Genomic DNA, 17,501 nt, shown 5'->3' on the forward strand with positions numbered 1-17,501 from the left:
ACCTGTTACCGCGTCAGCTTCTGGGCGTGCCGGTTGTCGGCGGTCGCGTCCGCTTCCGACCAGGATTGCGGCTTGACCTTGTCGCCGGCGGCGAACTTCTGGAACCCTTCGACCACGACCTTGTCACCGGCCTTCAGGCCCTCGGTGACGAACCAGAGTCCATCCTGCACCGAACCGGTGCGCACGGGCTGCACCGCGATATGGTTGTCGTCCTTGACGACGAACACCTCGCTGCCGCCGCCGCCATTGCGCTGGATCGCCTGCTGCGGCACCGCGATCGCGTCGCTATCGAGGCCCTGGTCGATGCGGACGCGGACATACATGCCCGGCAGCAGTTCGCGCTTGGGATTGGGGAATTCGCCGCGCAAGCTCACCTGGCCGGTATGGGCGTCGACCTTGGCGTCTGAAAACAGCAGCTTGCCGTCGAGCGAATAGATGGTGTTGTCGTCGAGGACCAGGCGCACCTTGGCGGCATCGGACGCGATGCGCTCGAGGTCGCCGCTCTCGAAGGCGCGGCGGAGCTGGTTGAGCTCGTTCACCGACTGGGTGAAGTCCGCATAGATGGGATCGAGTTGCTGGATGGTGGCCAAATTGGTCTCGTTCTGAACCGCGAGCGCGCCCTCGCTGACCAGCGCAGCACCGACGACGCCGTCGATCGGCGCGCGCACGGTGGCGTAGTCCAGATTGAGCTTTGCGCGTGCGAGGTCGGCCTTGCGGCCTTCGACCTCGGCATGGGCCTGGCGCTCGGCCGCGATCGTCTTCTCGTTCTCGGCCTCGGGCGCGGCGCGCTGGCTGGCGAGCGTGGCGATGCGGCGCGCCTGCTGCTGGGCCTGCATCAACGCGGCCTCGGCCTTGGCGACCGCGGCCTCGTTGGCCATCACTTCGACCTCGAACGGTCGCGGATCGATGCGGTACAGCGGATCGCCCGCCTTCACCTCGCTGCCCTGCCGGAACAGGCGCTCGACCACGATGCCGGAGACGCGCGGCCGCACGTCGGAGACGCGCGTCGGTGCAATGCGGCCCGGCAGCTCGCGCACTACGGCACGCGGCTGCGGCTTGACGATGACGACGCTGACGTCAGGATCGGCGGGCTGGGTGGCTGAGACGGCGGAACTGGATTCGTCGCAGCCTGCCAACAGCGGCGTAAAGGCCGCGAGCATCATTGCAACGCATGCCGATCGCGCGCGAAGTCCTGACATGAAGTGGGGTGCCCCGATGTTGTTGAAACTGATCACGGTCCGCGCGAACCCGTTCTGGGCCATTGCACGCGGCTGATGCCGTCAAAATAGAGGGGACTTGCTGCGACGCAACGCATCGCGCAGGCGGCTCAATGTCACACGGGCTATAGTGCTGAGTTCAGGGCGTTTTTTACGCCTCACCCGATTGTGAGTCCGGTTCCATCGCCGCGTGCCGCGACAGAAGATCGCAATTACCCGGCGGTAGCCTTCATCCGGTATTGGCTGATGCCCCACTCGGTTCCATCGGCGTAGCCGAACAGGCCCGACGTCGCGAGAAAGAACCAGCGCCAACGTCGCATCCGCAGGCCGGTCTCCTCGCCATGGATGTTGCGCAAGGCCGCCTCGACGGAGTCGCGATGCGCGTCGAAATTGGTGAGCCAGTCGTTGGCGGTGCGCTGATAATGCGTGCCGCTCCAGCACCATTCCTTCTCGACCGTGAAGATATCGTCGAATTGCCTGATGAGATGATGGCTCGGCATCAGCCCGCCCGTGAAGACGTGCTGCGCGACCCAGTCTTCGCGATCGGCCCGGTCGAACAGGAGAGAGCCGGTGCGATGGGCGACGATGTGCATGAAGAACCGCCCCTCTGGCGCCAGCCACCCGCGCAGGCGCGTCATCAGCTTGCGCCAGTTCATCACGTGCTCGAACATCTCGACCGAGACGATACGGTCGAATTGCCCGTCGGGCGCGAACACGTTCATGTCCGCAGTGACCACGCGCAGGTTGAGGAGACCGCGCAGCCGCGCCTCTTCCTCGATATAGGCGCGCTGCGCCTGCGAGCGCGACACCGCCGTCACCTTGGCGTGCGGAAACTGCCGCGCCATCCACAGCGACAGCGAGCCCCAGCCGCAACCAAGCTCGAGGATGGTCTGACCGTCGGCGAGTGCGGCATGCTCGGCAGTCTGGCGCAGCGCCTCCTCCTCGGCCTCCCGCAAGCTGGTCGCGCCGGTCTTGTAGAAGCAGGACGAGTATTTGCGGCTCGGACCGAGCACCTTCGCAAAGAACGAAGCGGGCGCCGCGTCATGCCCGACATCCCCGTCCTCGACGATCGGCCGCAGCATCATCCGCCCGGCGAAGGCGGCATCGTCCGCCGCGCCCAGCGCGGACAGGCGCGTCACCGTGCGCGAGCACAGGCGCTGGATCGCCGCGCGGATCACGACGTCAGGCAGCGGCACCCGTTCGGCAGTCCCGATGATCGCGGACACGACGCTCATGCGACGACTCCGTCTTAGGGCGGCAGGGGGAAAAGTGCGATTTAAACCTGTGGAATGCCGACGATTTACAAAGAACGTCCTTACCAAAGCGCGGTTTCAGCTTTGGGTTCCCCACCTCCCCACGAAATCGGCGCATCCGGCGCTTTTTTTGGGCTGGCGCTGTGCCATAGTGCGCCCCGCAAGCAAGTTTCGTAACGGATGATACCGGCCATGCCGTCAGGCGCCTCGCCCCGCTCCTCCATCGACATCGAATACACCAAGCTATCCTCGCCCAGCGTTTTCCTGGTGCGGATGCTGGTCTTCCTGGTGCTCTGCACCCTGGTGGGGGTGGTGCTCTACAAGCAGATCATCCAGGCCTTCTTCGCCAATCCCGGGCTCAATGCCCTGATCGGCGGCGTGCTGTTCATCGGCATCATCCTGGCCTTCCGCCAGGTGATCCGGCTCTACCCCGAAGTCTCCTGGGTCAATAATTTCCGCATCGCCGATCCGGGCCTTGCGCCCGCCCGCCACCCCAAGCTGCTGGCGCCGATGGCGATGATCCTCGGCGGCGAACGCACCGGGCGGATGTCGATCACCCAGACCACCATGCGGCACCTGCTCGATTCGATCGCGACCCGCCTCGACGAGGCCCGCGACATCTCCCGCTACATGACCGGGCTTCTGGTCTTCCTCGGCCTGCTCGGCACCTTCTGGGGCCTGATCGAGACGGTCGGCTCGGTCGGCAAGGTGATCGACGGGCTCAAGGTCGGGGGCGATTCCGGCGCCCTGTTCGACACGCTGAAGGAGGGCCTCGCCGCCCCGCTCGGCGGCATGGGCATCTCGTTCTCGAGCTCGCTGTTCGGCCTCGCCGGTTCGCTGATCCTCGGCTTCCTCGACCTGCAATCGAGCCAGGCGCAGAACCGCTTCTACACCGACCTCGAAGACTGGCTTGCCACCACCGTGCGCGAATATGGCAGCGGCGAGATGCCTGTCGCCGCCGGCGGCGGTGGCGGCGGCATTGCCAGCGGCGAGCTTCAGGCCGTTGTCGAGCGGCTGCGATCGGTGCTCGAGGACGGCAGCGCCAGCCGCGGCACCACCGCGGCGATGGCGAGCCTCGCCGAAGCCATCCAGGCGCTGGTCTCGCATATGCGGACCGAGCAGCAGATGATCCGCGAATGGGCCGACGGCCAGGGCGAGCAGAACCGCGAGATCCGGCGCCTGCTGGAGCGGATCGCGCGTCAGCCCGAGAAGGGTTAGCGACATGGCTCTGGCGCGCGGCCGCCGCGGCGATACCTCTTTCAACTATTGGCCGGGCTTCGTCGACGCGCTGTCGACGCTGGTGCTGTCGATCGTATTCCTGCTGTCGGTCTTCCTGGTCGTGCAATTCTTCCTGTCGCAGGAGGTCACCGGCAAGGACAAGGCGCTGGAGCAGCTCAACGCCAAGATCGCGCAGCTCAACGAGCTGCTGTCGCTGGAAAAGCTCGGCAAGCTCACGCTCGACGACCAGGTCTCGTCGCTGAAAGCCGGCCTCGCCTCGGCCGAGAGCGAGCGCGACCGCATCAAGGGCCTCTATGAGGGGCTCGCGGCCGCCGGCAATGACGCGCAAGGCAAGTCCTCCGAGCTCGGCAAGGCGCTGGAGTCGGAGAAGGCGGTTTCGGGGCGGGCGCTGGCGCAGATCGAGGTGCTGAACCAGCAGATTAGCGCGCTCAGACGGCAATTGGCGGCGCTGGAAGAAGCGCTCGACGCTAGCGAGAAGCGCGACAAGGAATCGCAAAATCGGATTGCCGACCTGGGGTCTCGCCTGAACGTCGCCCTGGCGCAGCGCGTGCAGGAATTGTCGCGCTATCGCTCGGAATTCTTCGGCCGCCTGCGCGCCATCCTCGGCAACCGCCCCGACATCCGCATCGTCGGCGACCGCTTCGTGTTCCAGTCCGAAGTGTTCTTCGACACCGGACAGGCGGTGCTGTTGCCTGAGGGCCGCGCCGAGCTCGACACCCTGGCGGCCGCGCTGATCGAGCTCGACAAGAAGATCCCGAACGAGATCGCCTGGGTGCTGCGCGTCGACGGCCACACCGACGTGCGTCCCGTGAACGGGCCGATCTTCAAGTCGAACTGGGACCTCTCGGCCGCCCGCGCCATCTCCGTGGTGCAATATCTGATCTCGCTCGGCGTGCCCGCCCAGCGCCTCGTCGCCGCCGGCTTCGGCGAATTCCAGCCGCTCGACGCCGCCAACACCGAGGAAGCCTACAAGCGCAACCGCCGCATCGAGCTGAAGCTGACGGAGCGGTAGTGGTGAGGGTCGCGCGATACTCGCACCACCGTCATGGCCCGGCTCGTCCCGGCCATCCACGTTCTTCAGGCCACGCTGGGAGAAAGGCGTGGATGCCCGGGCATAGGCGAGCGGAAGCGACGCCGTCCTTCGGACGGCTAAGCCCGGGCATGACGGCCTTCGTACAATGAGCGCCCTGCTGCTCCGCCCCTATCGACCCGAGGACGAGGCCGCCTCGATCGACCTCTGGCATCGCACCTGGCAGCAGGCCTATCCGCAGATCGACTTCGCCGCCCGCCTGGAATGGTGGCGCGAGCGCTGGCGCAAGGATCTGGTGCCGAAGGCCTCCATCGTGGTGGCGGAGCAGGACGGCGCCCTCACCGGCTTCGTCACCATCGACGGCGACGGCTATCTCGACCAGCTCGTGGTCGATCCCGCGCACTGGGGCACGGACGCGGCGCGGCTGCTGGTGGATGAGGCCAAGCGCCTGTCCCCGACGGGCGTGACGCTGCTCGTCAACAAGGACAACACCCGCGCCATCCGCTTCTACGAGCGCAGCGGCTTTGTCCATGCCGGCGACGAGGTCAATCCGACCTCGGGCCGGCCGGTGCTGAAGATGGCATGGCCCGTTTGATTCTGGCGGGCGTGACGCCCGTCACGCCGGGATCCCAGGACGTCACCTATTCGTTGTGCCCGGAAGTTGCGCTGGCAGGCGGATGGAGATGAATGATGAAACTGAGCGATCTGGCCAAGGGGTCTTCGGTCCTGCTCGGCGTCATCGTCGCCGGTTATGTCTCGACCACCTATGTCGACCAGCGCTTCACCACGCCGGTCAAGACGACGAGCGCGCCGACGAACGGCCCCGCGCCATCGGCCTGCGTCGGAGAGGACGGAAGCTGGAAGAACTGGCCGTGGCCGAACGTGCCGGCGCTCTCGCCGAAGTGCAAATAATCTCGCGCTCCAAAACTAAAACGGCGAAAACAACCCCATGCACAGTAGCCGGTGAGAGCGAAATCAACGGCTTACGCGGGCAGCAAAGCGGTTTGACCCGACGCCGCGGGGACTATCCAACGAATGGGCGGCATCAAAAGGACGGACAAATACAGCTGGTCATATTCGTGCTCCCGCCGCGCCTCACGGGGGTGTTCATTGCGCACGCTCGATACGCACAGTGACGGGTCCAGGTCGATCAAAGATCGAAGCATCACCAACCGTTTGTCCAAGGATGATGATGCCGGGCTGCGGGACTTGGCCGTCTCTGTAGTAGATAACAAAGTGATCCGAAGTCCAAAGCCCGAGCGTCCCCTTTGAGAAATGCGTTTGCCGCGCGACCTCGTTTAAAGGCGAAGGCAGATTACCGGTCTTTTCCTGGCGCAGATGATCACGCATTTGGATTGTGACCGGCAACATGCGGAGGAGCGATCTGGCCGCGTCGTTGTCGCCCAATTCGGCAGCCATCTCGCCCCATTCAGAGGAAATTCGGATGCGTTCCTGTGCCATGAGTGTTCCTGTCAGTCCGAGGACGAAGATGATCGCCGCCAATATTTTCACGGGCATATGGGGTGTTCTTGGGATCATCGACCGCTTCTCCGCTCGGTTCGCGTTTCTCTAGCAGGCCAGACGGTGCGTTCATGGATGCCCGGTCACGTTACATCTGGCAATGCGGCAAGGAACTTGTCCAAGGTGACAGGATACTCACGGACCCGCACGCCGGTTGCGTTGTAGATGGCGTTGGCCACCGCGGCCGCGACACCGGTCAGGCCTAGTTCGCCGAGACCCTTCGCCTGCAACGGAGACATCGTCGGATCCAATTCGTCGATAAAGATAACGTCCAGGTGTGGAACATCCGCATGGACTGGCACCTCGTAGCCGGCAAGATCATGATTCACAAAGAAGCCGAAACGGGTGTCGACGACCATCTCCTCCATCAGTGCGGCGCCTATCCCCATCGTCATGCCGCCGATCACCTGACTGCGGGCCGTCTTGGGATTGAGAATGCGGCCAGCCGCGCAAACCGCAAGCATGCGCCTGACCCGGATCTCGCCGGTGAAGGAATCGACTGCCACCTCGGCGAAATGTGCACCGAAAGTCTGCTGTGCAAACCGCTTCGCCAGGTCGCCGTATTCCATGAAGTCCTCGACGATGATATCGCCTGACTGTGCGGCCGCCCCGAGCGGCACCGCGCGGTTGCCGGACCGCACCTCCCCGTCTGCGAACACGAGATCCACCGAGTTGAAGCCGAGCTTTTGCGCGACAGCTTCGCGCAATTTGGCGCACGCCGCGTAGACTCCCGCGGTGACCGACGGCGCGCCCTGCTGACCGCCCGACCCGGGCGTCTCTGGAAACGTGGAATCGCCGAGCTTGGCGACGACCTTGTCGATCGACACGCCCATCATTTCGGCGGCTGTCTGCGCGACGATCGTGTAGCTGCCGGTGCCGATGTCGGTCATGTCCGTTTCCACCGTCACAACGCCGCCGCTGTCGAGCCGCACACGTGCGCCTGACTTGCTGATCGGCGCCCCTCGGATCGCCGCCGCCATTCCCATGCCGACGAACCAACGGCCATCGCGCACCTTTCCGGGCGTAGCGTTTCGGTTACTCCAGCCGAATTGACCCGCTCCGGTCTCCAGGCACTCGACAAAGCGACGCGAGGAGAATGGTCGTTCGGGCTTCTCGGGGTCCACTTGGGTGTCGTTGAGGATCCGGAGGCGGACCGGGTCCATTTCCAGCTTCTCCGCCATTTCGTCCATCGCGATCTCGAGCGCCATCATGCCGGGTGCTTCGCCCGGTGCTCGCATCGCGTTTCCTTCAGCCAGATCTAGTACAGCCAGACGTACACGGGTCATTCGGTTGGCGCCGGCGTAAAGCGCCCGAGTCGACAGTGTCGTCGGTTCAGTCCGACCACCTCGCAGATTGCCCGAGAGGCTTTCGTGGCCGATCGCGATGATCTTGCCGTCCAAATTTGCGCCAATCTGAATACGCTGGATGGTCGCCGGACGATGGATCAGATTGTTGAACATCAAGGGCCGCTGGAGTGCCAGCTTGACGGGCCTGCGGGCTGCGCGGGCTCCCAGCGCTGCCATGACAAGGTCGGACTGAGCCGTACCCTTCCCGCCAAATCCGCCGCCGATATACGGTGATATGAGCCTGACGTTTTCCTTTGGAATGCCCAAGGTCTTGGCTAGGTCGCGTGTGCCCCAGTTCATCTGCTGGATCGATGTCCAGCAGGTCAGCTTGTCACCCTCCCATATCGCCATTGTCGCGTGCGGCTCCATCATGGCGTGCGCCTGGTCGGGCGTCGTGTAGGTCTCGTCGAGCTTGACCGCGGAAGCAGCGAAAGCACCAGCGAAGTCCCCGACTGCTGTTTCGGTGGGCCCACCATATGGGCCCTGCTTGGCAACCGGCGCCGTCCGCTTCTGAGCTTCGAGATCGAACGAACCGTCGCTCTTGAGATAGTCTATACGGACGAGAGAGGCGGCCGACCGTGCTTGCTCGAAGGTTTCGGCGACCACCAAGGCCGCGACTTGATGGTAGTGATCGACTTCCGGGCCGGCCAGAAAGCGCTGAGTATAGAATTCGCCCTTTGCGAGCGGTCCTGCGTTCTCATGGCTAATGACGGCGATGACACCTTGGGCCGCCTTTGCTCGGGCGATGTCGATGGACTTGATCCGCCCCTTGGGAATCGCTGCACCAACGACATAGCCGTACGCGGGGTCACTTGGGACACTATGATGCTCATACGCGTAAGTAGCAGCGCCTGTCGTTTTAAGGCGTCCTTCGACCCGGTCGTGCGGTTTACCGACGACCCTGAGCCGATCGATCGGGTTCGGGGTTGCAGGCGTGTCGAACTTCATGGCTCATCCTTTCACTTCACGACCGCTAGATGCCAGCATTGAACGCCTGCTGCCCTGCTCAGCAGCTGACGGAGCTCACACGTAAGGCACGCCCGGCGCGAGGATGCTCACGTCATCGGCTCGTTCGGGCATTTTTCGGCGTCGCTTCGCCTGCATCGCGAGGGGAAATCCGAAGGCCAGCATCGCCGGATGGCATGTCTATCTCCGATGTCGAGAACGTCCCGGATCGACCGGCAACCAAGCGGGCCTCATTGACGATGTTGAGACGGAGGAGACCCGTCTTTTGGACCGCTCTCGTTACGCTATCTGACCGCCGTCGACGACCATTGCGTGCCCCACGACAAATGCCGCCGCGTCTGAGCACAGCCAGACGACGGCAGCGGCGATTTCCTCGGGTTTTCCCATCCGGCCGACAGGCTCCTGTGCGATCACGCGTTGCCTTCCCTCTGGTGTGCCCCCGCTGAAGCGTTCCATCATTGGCGTTTCGATGATGCCCGGGCATACGACGTTCACACGAATGTTGGACTTGGCGTAGTCGAGTGCTGCCGCTTTGGAGAGACCGACGACACCGAATTTCGCCGCACAGTACGCTGCCTGCCCTGCGATGCCCTTGACGCCAGCCCCAGAGGAAATGTTCACGATCGCGCCGCCTCCCTGCTTCATCATCAAGGCGATCTCGGATCTCATGCACAGGAAAACGCCGCGTAGATCGACTTCGATCAATCGATCCCACCGCTCCACCGTGAGATCGGCCAACGGCATGATAGCCTGTTCGATGCCGGCATTGTTGAGGGCGTAGTCCAGGCGCCCGAATACTTCGATTGTCTTCTCCAGCGCGGCCCTGACATCTTCCTCACGGGAGACGTCGCACCTGACGGCAAGTGCCCGTCCACCGGATTGCTCGACGAGCCGAGCTGTTTCTCGATTATTCGTTTCCGACGCATCTGCGACCACGACACTGGCGCCTTCACGCGCGAACGCCAGCGCTGCCGCCCTGCCGATGCCCGCACCTGCTCCCGTCACGAAGGCTACCTTTCCGCCAAAATTATCCCTCACGTTAGGCATGTCGGCTTCCAACAATCGTGCTGTGGTCGATACGATCCAACGTCGCAGCAGCGTTTGCTGGCGCGACGCTCAGCCATTGGCATTGTAGCTTCAACCATGTTGATCCAGCGGCAGCATCGGTCGAAGATCGGCAGCGCCCAATCATGATATGGCCGGCAAGCCAATGAGGTGTTTATCCAAGGTGACCGGGTAATCTCGCACGCGAACGCCGGTCGCATTGTAAACTGCATTGGCGACAGCGGCGGCGACGCCGCAAATTCCGAGTTCGGCAACGCCCTTTGCCTTCATCGGCGAGACCTTGTCGTCCGCCTCATCCAGGAAGATCACTTCCTGATGCGGTATGTCAGCGTGAACCGGCACTTCATAGCCGGCGAGGTCGTGATTGACGAAGAATCCCCGGCGCTTGTCGACGGCGAGTTCCTCCATCAACGCGGCACCTACGCCCATGGTCATCGCTCCAATCACCTGGCTCCGTGCGGTCAATGGATTCAGGATTCGGCCCGCTGCGCAGACCGCGAGCATTCGACGAACGCGAATTTCGCCGGTGAATCCGTCGACAGCCGCCTCGACGAAATGGGAGCCGAAGGTCGACTGCTGGTAGCTCTTGTCGAGACCTCCCCATTCAATCTTGTCCTCGGCGACGAGCTCGCCGTCGCGGACGGCGTCGATCAGTTTGGCGGAGCGGTTGCCGGCGAGCACCTGATCGTGGGCGAAGGTCGCCTCCGCCGAGTTGAATCCGAGGCGTTGCGCGACCGCTTCCCGCAGCTTTACGCATGCGGCGTACACGCCCGACGTCGAACTGTTGGCGCCGAACTGACCTCCCGATCCGGAGGAGACGGGGAACGCGGAATCGCCGAGCCGTACTAGTACTTTTTCAATGTCCACGCCCATCATCTCGGCCGCGGTCTGCGCGATGATCGTGTAGCTGCCGGTCCCGATGTCAGTCATGTCTGTTTCGACCGTGACACGACCGTCTTGTCCCAGACGAACACGGGCGCCTGAAGGAATGTTCATGTTGTTCCGAAACGCGACCGCCATGCCCATGCCGACCAGCCAGTTGCCGTCCCGCACCGCCCCGGGGGACGGGCTCCGGCGCTGCCACCCGAACCGCGCGGCGCCTTCGCGCAGACAGCGCACTAGGTTGCGCTGGGAGAACGGACGGTCCCGCTTCTCGGGGTCCACCTGCGTATCGTTGCGTACGCGGAGCTCAACGGGATCCATGCCAAGCTTCTCGGCCAGTTCGTCCATGGCGATCTCGAGTCCCATCAACCCCGGCGCTTCGCCAGGGGCTCGCATCGCATTTCCTTCGGGCAGGTCCAGGACTGCAAGCCGCATCGAGGTGAGACGATTGGCGCCGGCGTAGAGTAGCCGAGTCTGATTGGTCGCCGTCTCCGGCTGGCCGTCGGGAAGATCGCCTGAGCCGCTTTCATGGGCGATGGCGAGGATGTTTCCGTCCGCGGTGGCTCCGATCCGGATGCGTTGCCGGGTCGCGGGACGATGTGTCGTGTTGTTGGGGACGAACGGCCGCGGCAGCGCGACTTTGACGGGACGACCAGCCGCTTTTGCTCCCAACGCGGCCATCACCGCATCGGAGCGCAGGAACAGCTTGCAGCCGAACCCGCCACCCACGTATGGCGACACGAAGCGGACGTTCTCCTTGGGGATGCCGAGGGTGGTTGCGAGATCCGTCCTGCCCCAGTCTATCATCTGGTTCGACGTCCACATTGTCAGCTTGTCGCCGTTCCACGCTGCGATCGAAGCGTGAGGCTCCATCATCGAATGGCTCTGGTCGGGCGTCGTGTAGAGCTCGTCGAGCTTCACCGGCGCTCGAGCGAAGGCCTGCTCGAAGTCGCCGGTCCGACTTTCAGGAGGTCCCTGCTTCTCGGGACTGTTCGGGTCCTTCGCAAGGGGCGCAGTCTTCAGCGCCTCTTCGAGATCGAACCTTCCTTCCGACTGCGCGTATTCGACGCGCACCAAGGCGGCTGCCGCCGTCGCCTGCTCGAAGGTCGTCGCCACCACCACCGCCACCGCCTGGTGGTAGTGGTCGATGTCGGGGCCGCCGAGCAGCTTCGCTGTGTTGTATTTGCCTTTGCCGAGCTTGCCGGCGTTCTCAGCGATCACGATGGCGATGACTCCGGGCGCGCGCTCCGCCACCGTCAAGTCGATCCTCGCGATGCGGCCCTTGCCGATTGCGGAGCCCACAATAACCCCGTAAGCAGGATTGGTCACAACGTCGCGGTGCTCATAAGCGTACGTCGCGCTTCCCGTAGTCTTCAAGGGACCATCGATGCGGGGGTGCGCACGTCCCACCAGCCGCATGCGATCGATCGGGTTGGTCTGGGCGGGTGTATCGAACTTCATTTCTGCCTCGCTTCGTGCATGACGGCGGCGACCGTCCGCTCGACGAGCGGCACCTTGAATGCGTTCTCCTTCGTGGGCTTCGCATCGGCAAGCAGCCGGGCGGAGAACGGCTTCGCCCCTACGCGCAGCTCGGCTTCCGCTTTTTCGATACGCCAGGGTTTGGGCGCCACTCCGCCCACCGCCACACGTCCCGTACCGTCGCGCTGCATTACCGCAGCGACAGAAACCAGGGCGAAAGCGTAAGACGCACGATCACGGACCTTCTTGTAGAGATGTGTTCCGCCGAGCGGAGGCGGCAGCGTCACCGCGGTGATTAGCTCGCCCGAGGAAAGCGCTGTCTCGACGTCCGGTGTATCGCCGGGTAGCCGATAGAAATCGGCAATCGGTATCTTCCGCGTCCGTCCAGAGGCGTCGATGATCTCCACCTCGGCGTCGAGCGCTCGCATGGCGACCGCCATATCGGAGGGATTTGTGGCGATGCACGCCTCGCTCACGCCTATCACGCCCAGTTGGCGGCTGTAGCCCGCGATCGCCGCGCAGCCCGACCCGGGGTTTCTCTTGTTGCAGGGTTGGTTGGTGTCGTAAAAGTAGGGACAGCGCGTGCGCTGGAGAAGATTGCCCGCCGTCGTCGCCTTGTTGCGGAGCTGACCGGAGGCGCCGGCGAGAAGTGCGCGGCTGAGGACGCCGTAGTCTCGCCGGACGCGCATATCGGCGGCGAGAGCGGTGTTTCTCACCAAGGCGCCGATGCGAAGTCCACCGTCTTCGGTCTTCTCGATCTTGTCGAACTTCAGCCCGTTGACGTCGATGAGGTGCTGCGGCGTTTCGATCTCGAGCTTCATCAGATCGAGGAGATTGGTGCCGCCGGCGATGAACTTCGCGCCCGGCGTCGCCTGTGCTTTGGCGGCAGCTTCCTGAGCCGAGGTAACGCGTTCGAAAGTGAATGACCTCATGTCTTGCTCCCGGCGGCCTCGGCGATTGCCTCGGCGATGTTGGAGTAGGCGCCGCAGCGGCAGATGTTGCCGCTCATGCGTTCGCGCATCTCGATGTTCGTAAGCGCGGGCGGAGACGTCAGGTCGGCGCTGACATGGCTCGGAATGCCAGCCTTGATCTCATCGAGCACCGCGACAGCAGAGCAGATCTGCCCCGGCGTGCAATAGCCGCACTGATAGCCATCATGTTTGACGAAAGCCGCCTGCATCGGGTGCAGTTGCTCGGGCGTACCGAGGCCTTCGATCGTGGTGATCCTATCGTCCTGGTGCATGACCGCGAGGGTGAGGCAGGAGTTGATGCGAACTCCGTTTATGATCACGGTACATGCCCCACACTGACCATGGTCGCAGCCCTTCTTCGAGCCGGTGAGATGAATATGCTCGCGGAGCGCGTCGAGGAGCGTGGTGCGCGTGTCCAATTGAAGGCTGTACGGCTTGCCGTTGACTTCGAACGAGACCCCGAAATCCTGCCGAGCCGCGTCAGATCTTGCCGATTGGGCTTGCACTTGCCCGCTTGGGAGGATTCCGATCATGGCCGTAGCAGTTCCGCCGACCAGGACGCCTCGTCTCGACACTTCCGAATCGACGGGGTTTGCCATGATATCTCCAGATCTCGTTGCGTGTTTTCGTATAACGCAAGCCAATCCCCGTACCGTTTGATAGTTCATGCGCCCAAGGTTGATGCGACGATGAATGTTTCTCATGTACGCCGGCGCAGGTCTGAGCCAGGGCTACACGGCCGAACTCCGCGAGCGACCATGCCGAAATTGGGGCCCAGCCCCATCCGACGTATGCGAGGACGGCGGGGAGACAAAGTATGCAGCGCTGATATGGAAGGTGCTTTGGTAGCCCTTCAGGGCATAGAACGGGTCGCCAACGGTGGCGCCGATGATTGCCAGTCGGATCACCGCGACCATAACGCCTCCAGCGGATCGGACGCTTCATTGAGCCAAATTCAGCGATCCGGAACGAGCCGGTTCAAAGGCCGAGCGGCCGCAGCTCCCGGACATGGTCAATGAAGAGCCGCAGCGCCGCTGGGACTTGGCGACGGCTCGAGTAGTATGCGTGAAATCCGGGACCAAGCGGTGCCCAGTCGTCCAACACTGTGCGCAGCGTGCCATCGCGAAGATAGTCACGAACCATTGGGTCTGCGACGTACATCAGTCCGGCGCCGTCCTTCACGGCGGCCAGTCCGATCTGCCCCTGATCAACGGTCAATCCGCCCTGAACATTCACCTCGAATTTCTCGTCACCGCGCTCGAACTCCCAGCGAAAGATGCTGTCGTCTCCGATTCGGATCCTCACGCAGCGATGAGCCTGCAGATCATCGGGATGGAGCGGTGCTCCGTAGCGTTCGAGATAGGACGGAGCCCCTACCACGAGCCAGCGGATATCGGCGGAGAGGCGCTGGGCAATCATGTCCTGCGGGACGGTGCCGCCGTACCTGATGCCAGCGTCAAAGCCGTTTTCAACCACATCTATCATCCGATTGTTCACAGAGAACTCGATTTCGATTTCGGGATATCGGTCGAGAAACGTGGCCATCACCGGCCCGATGAGAAATTGGGCCGCCTCGGTTGGTACGCTGAGCCGCACTCGCCCCCTGGGCGTTTCGCGGAAACGGTTGAGCACATCGAGGGCACCATTGATTTCATCGAATGGCCGAGCGAGCGCGGACTGGAGCGCTTCGCCTGCGGCTGTGAGCGTCACGCTACGGCTCGTCCGGTTCAAGAGGCGGAGCCCGAGACGCTCTTCGAGGCCACGCAGCGCGTGGCTCAGGGCCGAGGCGCTGATCTCAAGCTCGAGCGCAGCCCGCCGAAAATTGCGATGTTTCGCGATCTCCAGGAAATATGAGAGGTCGGCAAAGTTCGATCGACGAGACTGCATTCAGGGCTCCTTGGTTCAGCCGGAGCGCTCTACGCTTCCGGCGACAGCGTGGCGTCCCTGGAGAAGCATACATTGGTGGCGCTGATGCGCTTAGCGGCATCCACGCGGCCCTAGAAGAACAGAGCATTATGATGCAGGACATGTCAGCAACATGTAGAAGGCTTCCGCCGAACGCGGCCTGACCGAAACCGCAAGGTAGCGGAATCTGCCCGAGGGACGGCCATGTCCGCTTCGGGTCTACCAGCGGCCGCTCAGCGATCACCCGCTTCCGCGGGCAGTGACACCGTGAATGAAGCGGCAGTTTGGACTACCTCGCCTCACGCCCCCTCGAACTGCAACCTTGCCAGCCTGGCATAGAGCCCGTTCGCCGCCACCAGCTCGGCATGCGTGCCCTGCTCGACGATCTTGCCCTGGTCCATCACCAGGATGCGGTCGCAGGACAGCACGGTGGCGAGGCGGTGCGCGATGACGAGCGTGGTGCGGTGGCGCATCAGCTCTTCCAGCGCGGTCTGCACCAGCGTCTCGCTTTCGGCATCGAGCGCGGAGGTGGCCTCATCCAGCAGCAGCAGCGGCGCATCGCGCAGGATCGCGCGCGCGATCGCAATGCGCTGGCGCTGGCCGCCCGACAGCGTCACGCCGCGCTCGCCGAGCGGCGTCTCGAAACCTTCAGGCAGGCGGCGGATGAACTCGGCGGCATGTGCGAGCTCGGCGGCGCGCTCGACCTCGGCGTCCGACGCCTCGGGCCGGCCGAAGCGGATGTTGTCGCGGGCACTGGCGGCGAACACGTTCGACTCCTGCGGCACCAGCGCGATGCGGGACCGGAATTCACGGGGATCGGCGGATTTGACCGGCACGCCGTCGAGCGAGATCGCGCCGCTGCGCGGATCGTAGAAGCGCAGCAGGAGATGAAAGATCGTGCTCTTGCCGGCGCCGGAGGGACCGACGATGGCGACCTTCTCGCCCGGACGCACGGTGAACGACACGGTGTCGAGCACCTTCACGTCGGGCCGCGCAGGATAAGAGAAGCTGACCTGGTCGAAACCGACTTCGCCGCGCGCCGGCACCGGCAGCGCGCGCGGAGACGCGGGCGCGGTGATGTCGGGCCGTACATGCAAAATCTCGAACAGCCGTTCGGCTGCGCCGGATGCCGCCGAGACCTCGCCCCAGACCTCGCTGAGCTGGCCGAGGCCAGCGGCGGCGAACGCCGCATACAGCACGAACTGCCCAAGCCGGCCCGGCGAGATGGTGCCGATCAGCACGTCGTGCGAGCCGATCCAGAGGATCGCGACCACGCTTGCGAACACGATGAAGATGATGATGGCGGTGAGCACGGCGCGGGCCTGGGTCGAGGTGCGCGCGGCTTCATAGGCCTGTTCGACCTCGCCGCCGAAGCGCTTCTGGGCGAGCCCCTCGCTGGTATAGGCCTGCACGGTGCGGATCGCGCCGACCAGTTCGCCGGCATAGGCCGAGGCCTCGGCCAGCGTGTCCTGCGCATTGCGCGACAGACGCCGCACCCAGCGCCCGAAGGCGACCAGCGGCAGCACGATCAGGGGAATGGCGAGCAGCACGAAGCCGGACAAACGCGGGCTGGTGATCACCATCATCGCCGCAGCACCGAAGAACATCATCAGATTGCGCAGCGCGATCGAGACCGAGGCGCCGACGGAGGATTTGATCTGGGTGGTGTCGGCGGTCAGGCGCGACACCAGCTCGCCGCTGCGCGCGGAATCGAAGAAGGCCGGCGAGAGCGACAGCAGATGGGCGAAGACGTCGCGCCTGAGATCGGCGACGATGCGCTCGCCGATCGTCATCACGAGGTAGTAGCGCGCGGCGCTCGCGAGCGCGAGCACGGCGACGACCGCGATCATCACCGAGAAATAGCTGTTGATCAGCTCGATGCCCTCGGGCGTGAGGCCGAAATCGATCATCCTGCGCACCGCGACCGGCACCAGCAGGGTGGTCAGCGCCGCGATCGTCAGCGCCACGAAGGCCAGCGCCGCGCGGCCGCGATAGCGCGCCACATAGGGTGCGAGCGCCAGCAGCGGCCGCAGCTTGGCGCGGCCCTTCGCCGGCACCTCGATCAGGTCGGCTTCGATCGACGGGGCTTCCGCGGGCCCGGTTTCAAGCCGTTCTACTGCGCTCATGAGATCCGACCAAAAGACAAAAGAGAGGCGTCCGCTCCAGATAGGCCGCGCGCGCGGGCGTGGCAAATCCGGGATGTCCCTTAGGTGACAGCCCGGTCCTCAAAGGCCTGCCAAGGCCCTGCCAAGACACTGCAATGGCTTGTTTTACAGGGCCTCGTGGGGTATAGACCCCGCCAAATCCGTCATTCGATAGCCACTCAAGTGAGGCGCCGGGGCGCCGAGGAATTGCCATGAAAGCCGAAATTCACCCGAATTATCATACGATTAAGGTCGTGATGACCGACGGAACCGAGTACCTGACCCGGTCCACCTGGGGCAAGGAAGGCGACACGCTGAACCTCGACATCGACCCCAAGTCGCACCCGGCCTGGACCGGCGGCAACGCGCAAATGCTGGATCGCGGCGGCCGCGTCTCGCGCTTCCAGAAGAAGTTTTCGGGCTTCCTCAAAAAGGATTGATCCGGCCCTCGCGGCTGGAGACGAAAAACGCCCCCGGAGAGCC

General features: G+C 63.9%; 15 protein-coding genes. 5 read left to right on the top strand and 10 right to left on the bottom strand.

Annotated elements, in window-relative coordinates; translation table 11 throughout:
- Positions 1–5: 5 nt before the first annotated feature.
- Both IVA88_RS26545 and IVA88_RS26550 read right to left on the bottom strand, forming a co-directional pair.
- The gene (locus IVA88_RS26545; RefSeq protein ID WP_247500098.1) at positions 6–1,199 is read right to left on the bottom strand and encodes an efflux RND transporter periplasmic adaptor subunit; all 1,194 of its coding nucleotides are present in this window, start codon (positions 1,197–1,199) and stop codon (positions 6–8) included.
- Positions 1,200–1,429: 230 nt separating this feature from the next.
- On the bottom strand, positions 1,430–2,452 hold the full coding sequence (locus IVA88_RS26550) for a cyclopropane-fatty-acyl-phospholipid synthase family protein (protein WP_247500099.1): 1,023 nt from the start codon (positions 2,450–2,452) through the stop codon (positions 1,430–1,432).
- Positions 2,453–2,662: 210 nt separating this feature from the next.
- Here IVA88_RS26550 and IVA88_RS26555 point away from each other — a divergent pair, with 210 nt between their 5' ends.
- The 4 genes from IVA88_RS26555 (at position 2,663) to IVA88_RS26570 (ending at position 5,651) form a co-directional block, all read left to right on the top strand.
- Complete coding sequence (locus IVA88_RS26555; RefSeq protein WP_247500100.1) at positions 2,663–3,688, top strand: flagellar motor protein MotA; 1,026 nt, start codon at positions 2,663–2,665, stop codon at positions 3,686–3,688.
- A 4-nt stretch (positions 3,689–3,692) separates the two neighbouring features.
- Entirely contained in the window at positions 3,693–4,721 is a 1,029-nt protein-coding gene (locus tag IVA88_RS26560) for a peptidoglycan -binding protein (RefSeq protein ID WP_247500101.1), read from the top strand.
- A gap of 166 nt (positions 4,722–4,887) precedes the next feature.
- Positions 4,888–5,334 (top strand): GNAT family N-acetyltransferase, encoded by a 447-nt coding sequence (locus IVA88_RS26565; protein WP_247500102.1) that lies wholly within the window; start codon positions 4,888–4,890, stop codon positions 5,332–5,334.
- Positions 5,335–5,429: 95 nt separating this feature from the next.
- The gene (locus tag IVA88_RS26570) at positions 5,430–5,651 is read left to right on the top strand and encodes a hypothetical protein (protein ID WP_247500417.1); all 222 of its coding nucleotides are present in this window, start codon (positions 5,430–5,432) and stop codon (positions 5,649–5,651) included.
- 195 nt (positions 5,652–5,846) lie between these two features.
- Here IVA88_RS26570 and IVA88_RS26575 read toward each other — a convergent pair whose 3' ends face one another.
- The 8 genes from IVA88_RS26575 to IVA88_RS26610 all read right to left on the bottom strand — a co-directional run bounded on the left by IVA88_RS26575 (position 5,847) and on the right by IVA88_RS26610 (position 17,000).
- A complete protein-coding gene (locus IVA88_RS26575; protein ID WP_247500103.1) occupies positions 5,847–6,278 on the bottom strand; it encodes a cyclophilin-like fold protein in 432 nt (143 codons plus the stop codon).
- A gap of 65 nt (positions 6,279–6,343) precedes the next feature.
- Complete coding sequence (paoC, locus tag IVA88_RS26580) at positions 6,344–8,554, bottom strand: aldehyde oxidoreductase molybdenum-binding subunit PaoC (protein WP_247500104.1); 2,211 nt, start codon at positions 8,552–8,554, stop codon at positions 6,344–6,346.
- Between the two features lie 297 nt (positions 8,555–8,851).
- Positions 8,852–9,619 (bottom strand): SDR family oxidoreductase, encoded by a 768-nt coding sequence (locus IVA88_RS26585; RefSeq protein WP_247500105.1) that lies wholly within the window; start codon positions 9,617–9,619, stop codon positions 8,852–8,854.
- A gap of 141 nt (positions 9,620–9,760) precedes the next feature.
- Positions 9,761–11,980: an aldehyde oxidoreductase molybdenum-binding subunit PaoC gene (paoC, locus tag IVA88_RS26590; RefSeq protein WP_247500106.1), complete on the bottom strand. Its 2,220-nt coding sequence runs from the start codon at positions 11,978–11,980 to the stop codon at positions 9,761–9,763.
- On the bottom strand, positions 11,977–12,930 hold the full coding sequence (locus tag IVA88_RS26595; RefSeq protein ID WP_247500107.1) for a xanthine dehydrogenase family protein subunit M: 954 nt from the start codon (positions 12,928–12,930) through the stop codon (positions 11,977–11,979). Before IVA88_RS26595 ends, paoC (IVA88_RS26590) begins: the two co-directional genes overlap by 4 nt.
- Complete coding sequence (paoA, locus tag IVA88_RS26600; protein ID WP_247500419.1) at positions 12,927–13,568, bottom strand: aldehyde dehydrogenase iron-sulfur subunit PaoA; 642 nt, start codon at positions 13,566–13,568, stop codon at positions 12,927–12,929. The genes IVA88_RS26595 and paoA overlap by 4 nt, the downstream gene beginning before the upstream one ends.
- A gap of 379 nt (positions 13,569–13,947) precedes the next feature.
- Positions 13,948–14,856 carry a LysR family transcriptional regulator gene (locus tag IVA88_RS26605; protein WP_247500108.1) on the bottom strand — a complete coding sequence of 303 codons (909 nt, stop codon included), beginning with the start codon at positions 14,854–14,856 and terminating at the stop codon, positions 13,948–13,950.
- 317 nt (positions 14,857–15,173) lie between these two features.
- Positions 15,174–17,000 carry an ABC transporter ATP-binding protein/permease gene (locus IVA88_RS26610; RefSeq protein WP_247500109.1) on the bottom strand — a complete coding sequence of 609 codons (1,827 nt, stop codon included), beginning with the start codon at positions 16,998–17,000 and terminating at the stop codon, positions 15,174–15,176.
- A 230-nt stretch (positions 17,001–17,230) separates the two neighbouring features.
- On the opposite strand from IVA88_RS26610, the gene rpmE reads away from it, so the two are divergent.
- Positions 17,231–17,458, top strand: a complete 228-nt coding sequence (gene rpmE / locus IVA88_RS26615; protein WP_008137002.1) for a 50S ribosomal protein L31 — start codon at positions 17,231–17,233, stop codon at positions 17,456–17,458.
- The last annotated feature ends 43 nt before the right edge of the window (positions 17,459–17,501 follow it).

It is taken from the genome of Bradyrhizobium sp. 149, from assembly GCF_023073915.1.
In the GTDB taxonomy this organism is placed as follows: domain Bacteria; phylum Pseudomonadota; class Alphaproteobacteria; order Rhizobiales; family Xanthobacteraceae; genus Bradyrhizobium.

Bases quoted from the DNA above. Each gene is read 5' to 3' on its own strand.
- IVA88_RS26545 (WP_247500098.1), bottom strand. From the start codon at position 1,199: ATGTCAGGACTTCGCGCGCGATCGGCATGCGTTGCAATGATGCTCGCG.
- IVA88_RS26550 (WP_247500099.1), bottom strand. From the start codon at position 2,452: ATGAGCGTCGTGTCCGCGATCATCGGGACTGCCGAACGGGTGCCGCTG.
- IVA88_RS26555 (WP_247500100.1), top strand. From the start codon at position 2,663: ATGCCGTCAGGCGCCTCGCCCCGCTCCTCCATCGACATCGAATACACC.
- IVA88_RS26560 (WP_247500101.1), top strand. From the start codon at position 3,693: ATGGCTCTGGCGCGCGGCCGCCGCGGCGATACCTCTTTCAACTATTGG.
- IVA88_RS26565 (WP_247500102.1), top strand. From the start codon at position 4,888: ATGAGCGCCCTGCTGCTCCGCCCCTATCGACCCGAGGACGAGGCCGCC.
- IVA88_RS26570 (WP_247500417.1), top strand. From the start codon at position 5,430: ATGAAACTGAGCGATCTGGCCAAGGGGTCTTCGGTCCTGCTCGGCGTC.
- IVA88_RS26575 (WP_247500103.1), bottom strand. From the start codon at position 6,278: ATGATCCCAAGAACACCCCATATGCCCGTGAAAATATTGGCGGCGATC.
- paoC (WP_247500104.1), bottom strand. From the start codon at position 8,554: ATGAAGTTCGACACGCCTGCAACCCCGAACCCGATCGATCGGCTCAGG.
- IVA88_RS26585 (WP_247500105.1), bottom strand. From the start codon at position 9,619: ATGCCTAACGTGAGGGATAATTTTGGCGGAAAGGTAGCCTTCGTGACG.
- paoC (WP_247500106.1), bottom strand. From the start codon at position 11,980: ATGAAGTTCGATACACCCGCCCAGACCAACCCGATCGATCGCATGCGG.
- IVA88_RS26595 (WP_247500107.1), bottom strand. From the start codon at position 12,930: ATGAGGTCATTCACTTTCGAACGCGTTACCTCGGCTCAGGAAGCTGCC.
- paoA (WP_247500419.1), bottom strand. From the start codon at position 13,568: ATGGCAAACCCCGTCGATTCGGAAGTGTCGAGACGAGGCGTCCTGGTC.
- IVA88_RS26605 (WP_247500108.1), bottom strand. From the start codon at position 14,856: ATGCAGTCTCGTCGATCGAACTTTGCCGACCTCTCATATTTCCTGGAG.
- IVA88_RS26610 (WP_247500109.1), bottom strand. From the start codon at position 17,000: ATGAGCGCAGTAGAACGGCTTGAAACCGGGCCCGCGGAAGCCCCGTCG.
- rpmE (WP_008137002.1), top strand. From the start codon at position 17,231: ATGAAAGCCGAAATTCACCCGAATTATCATACGATTAAGGTCGTGATG.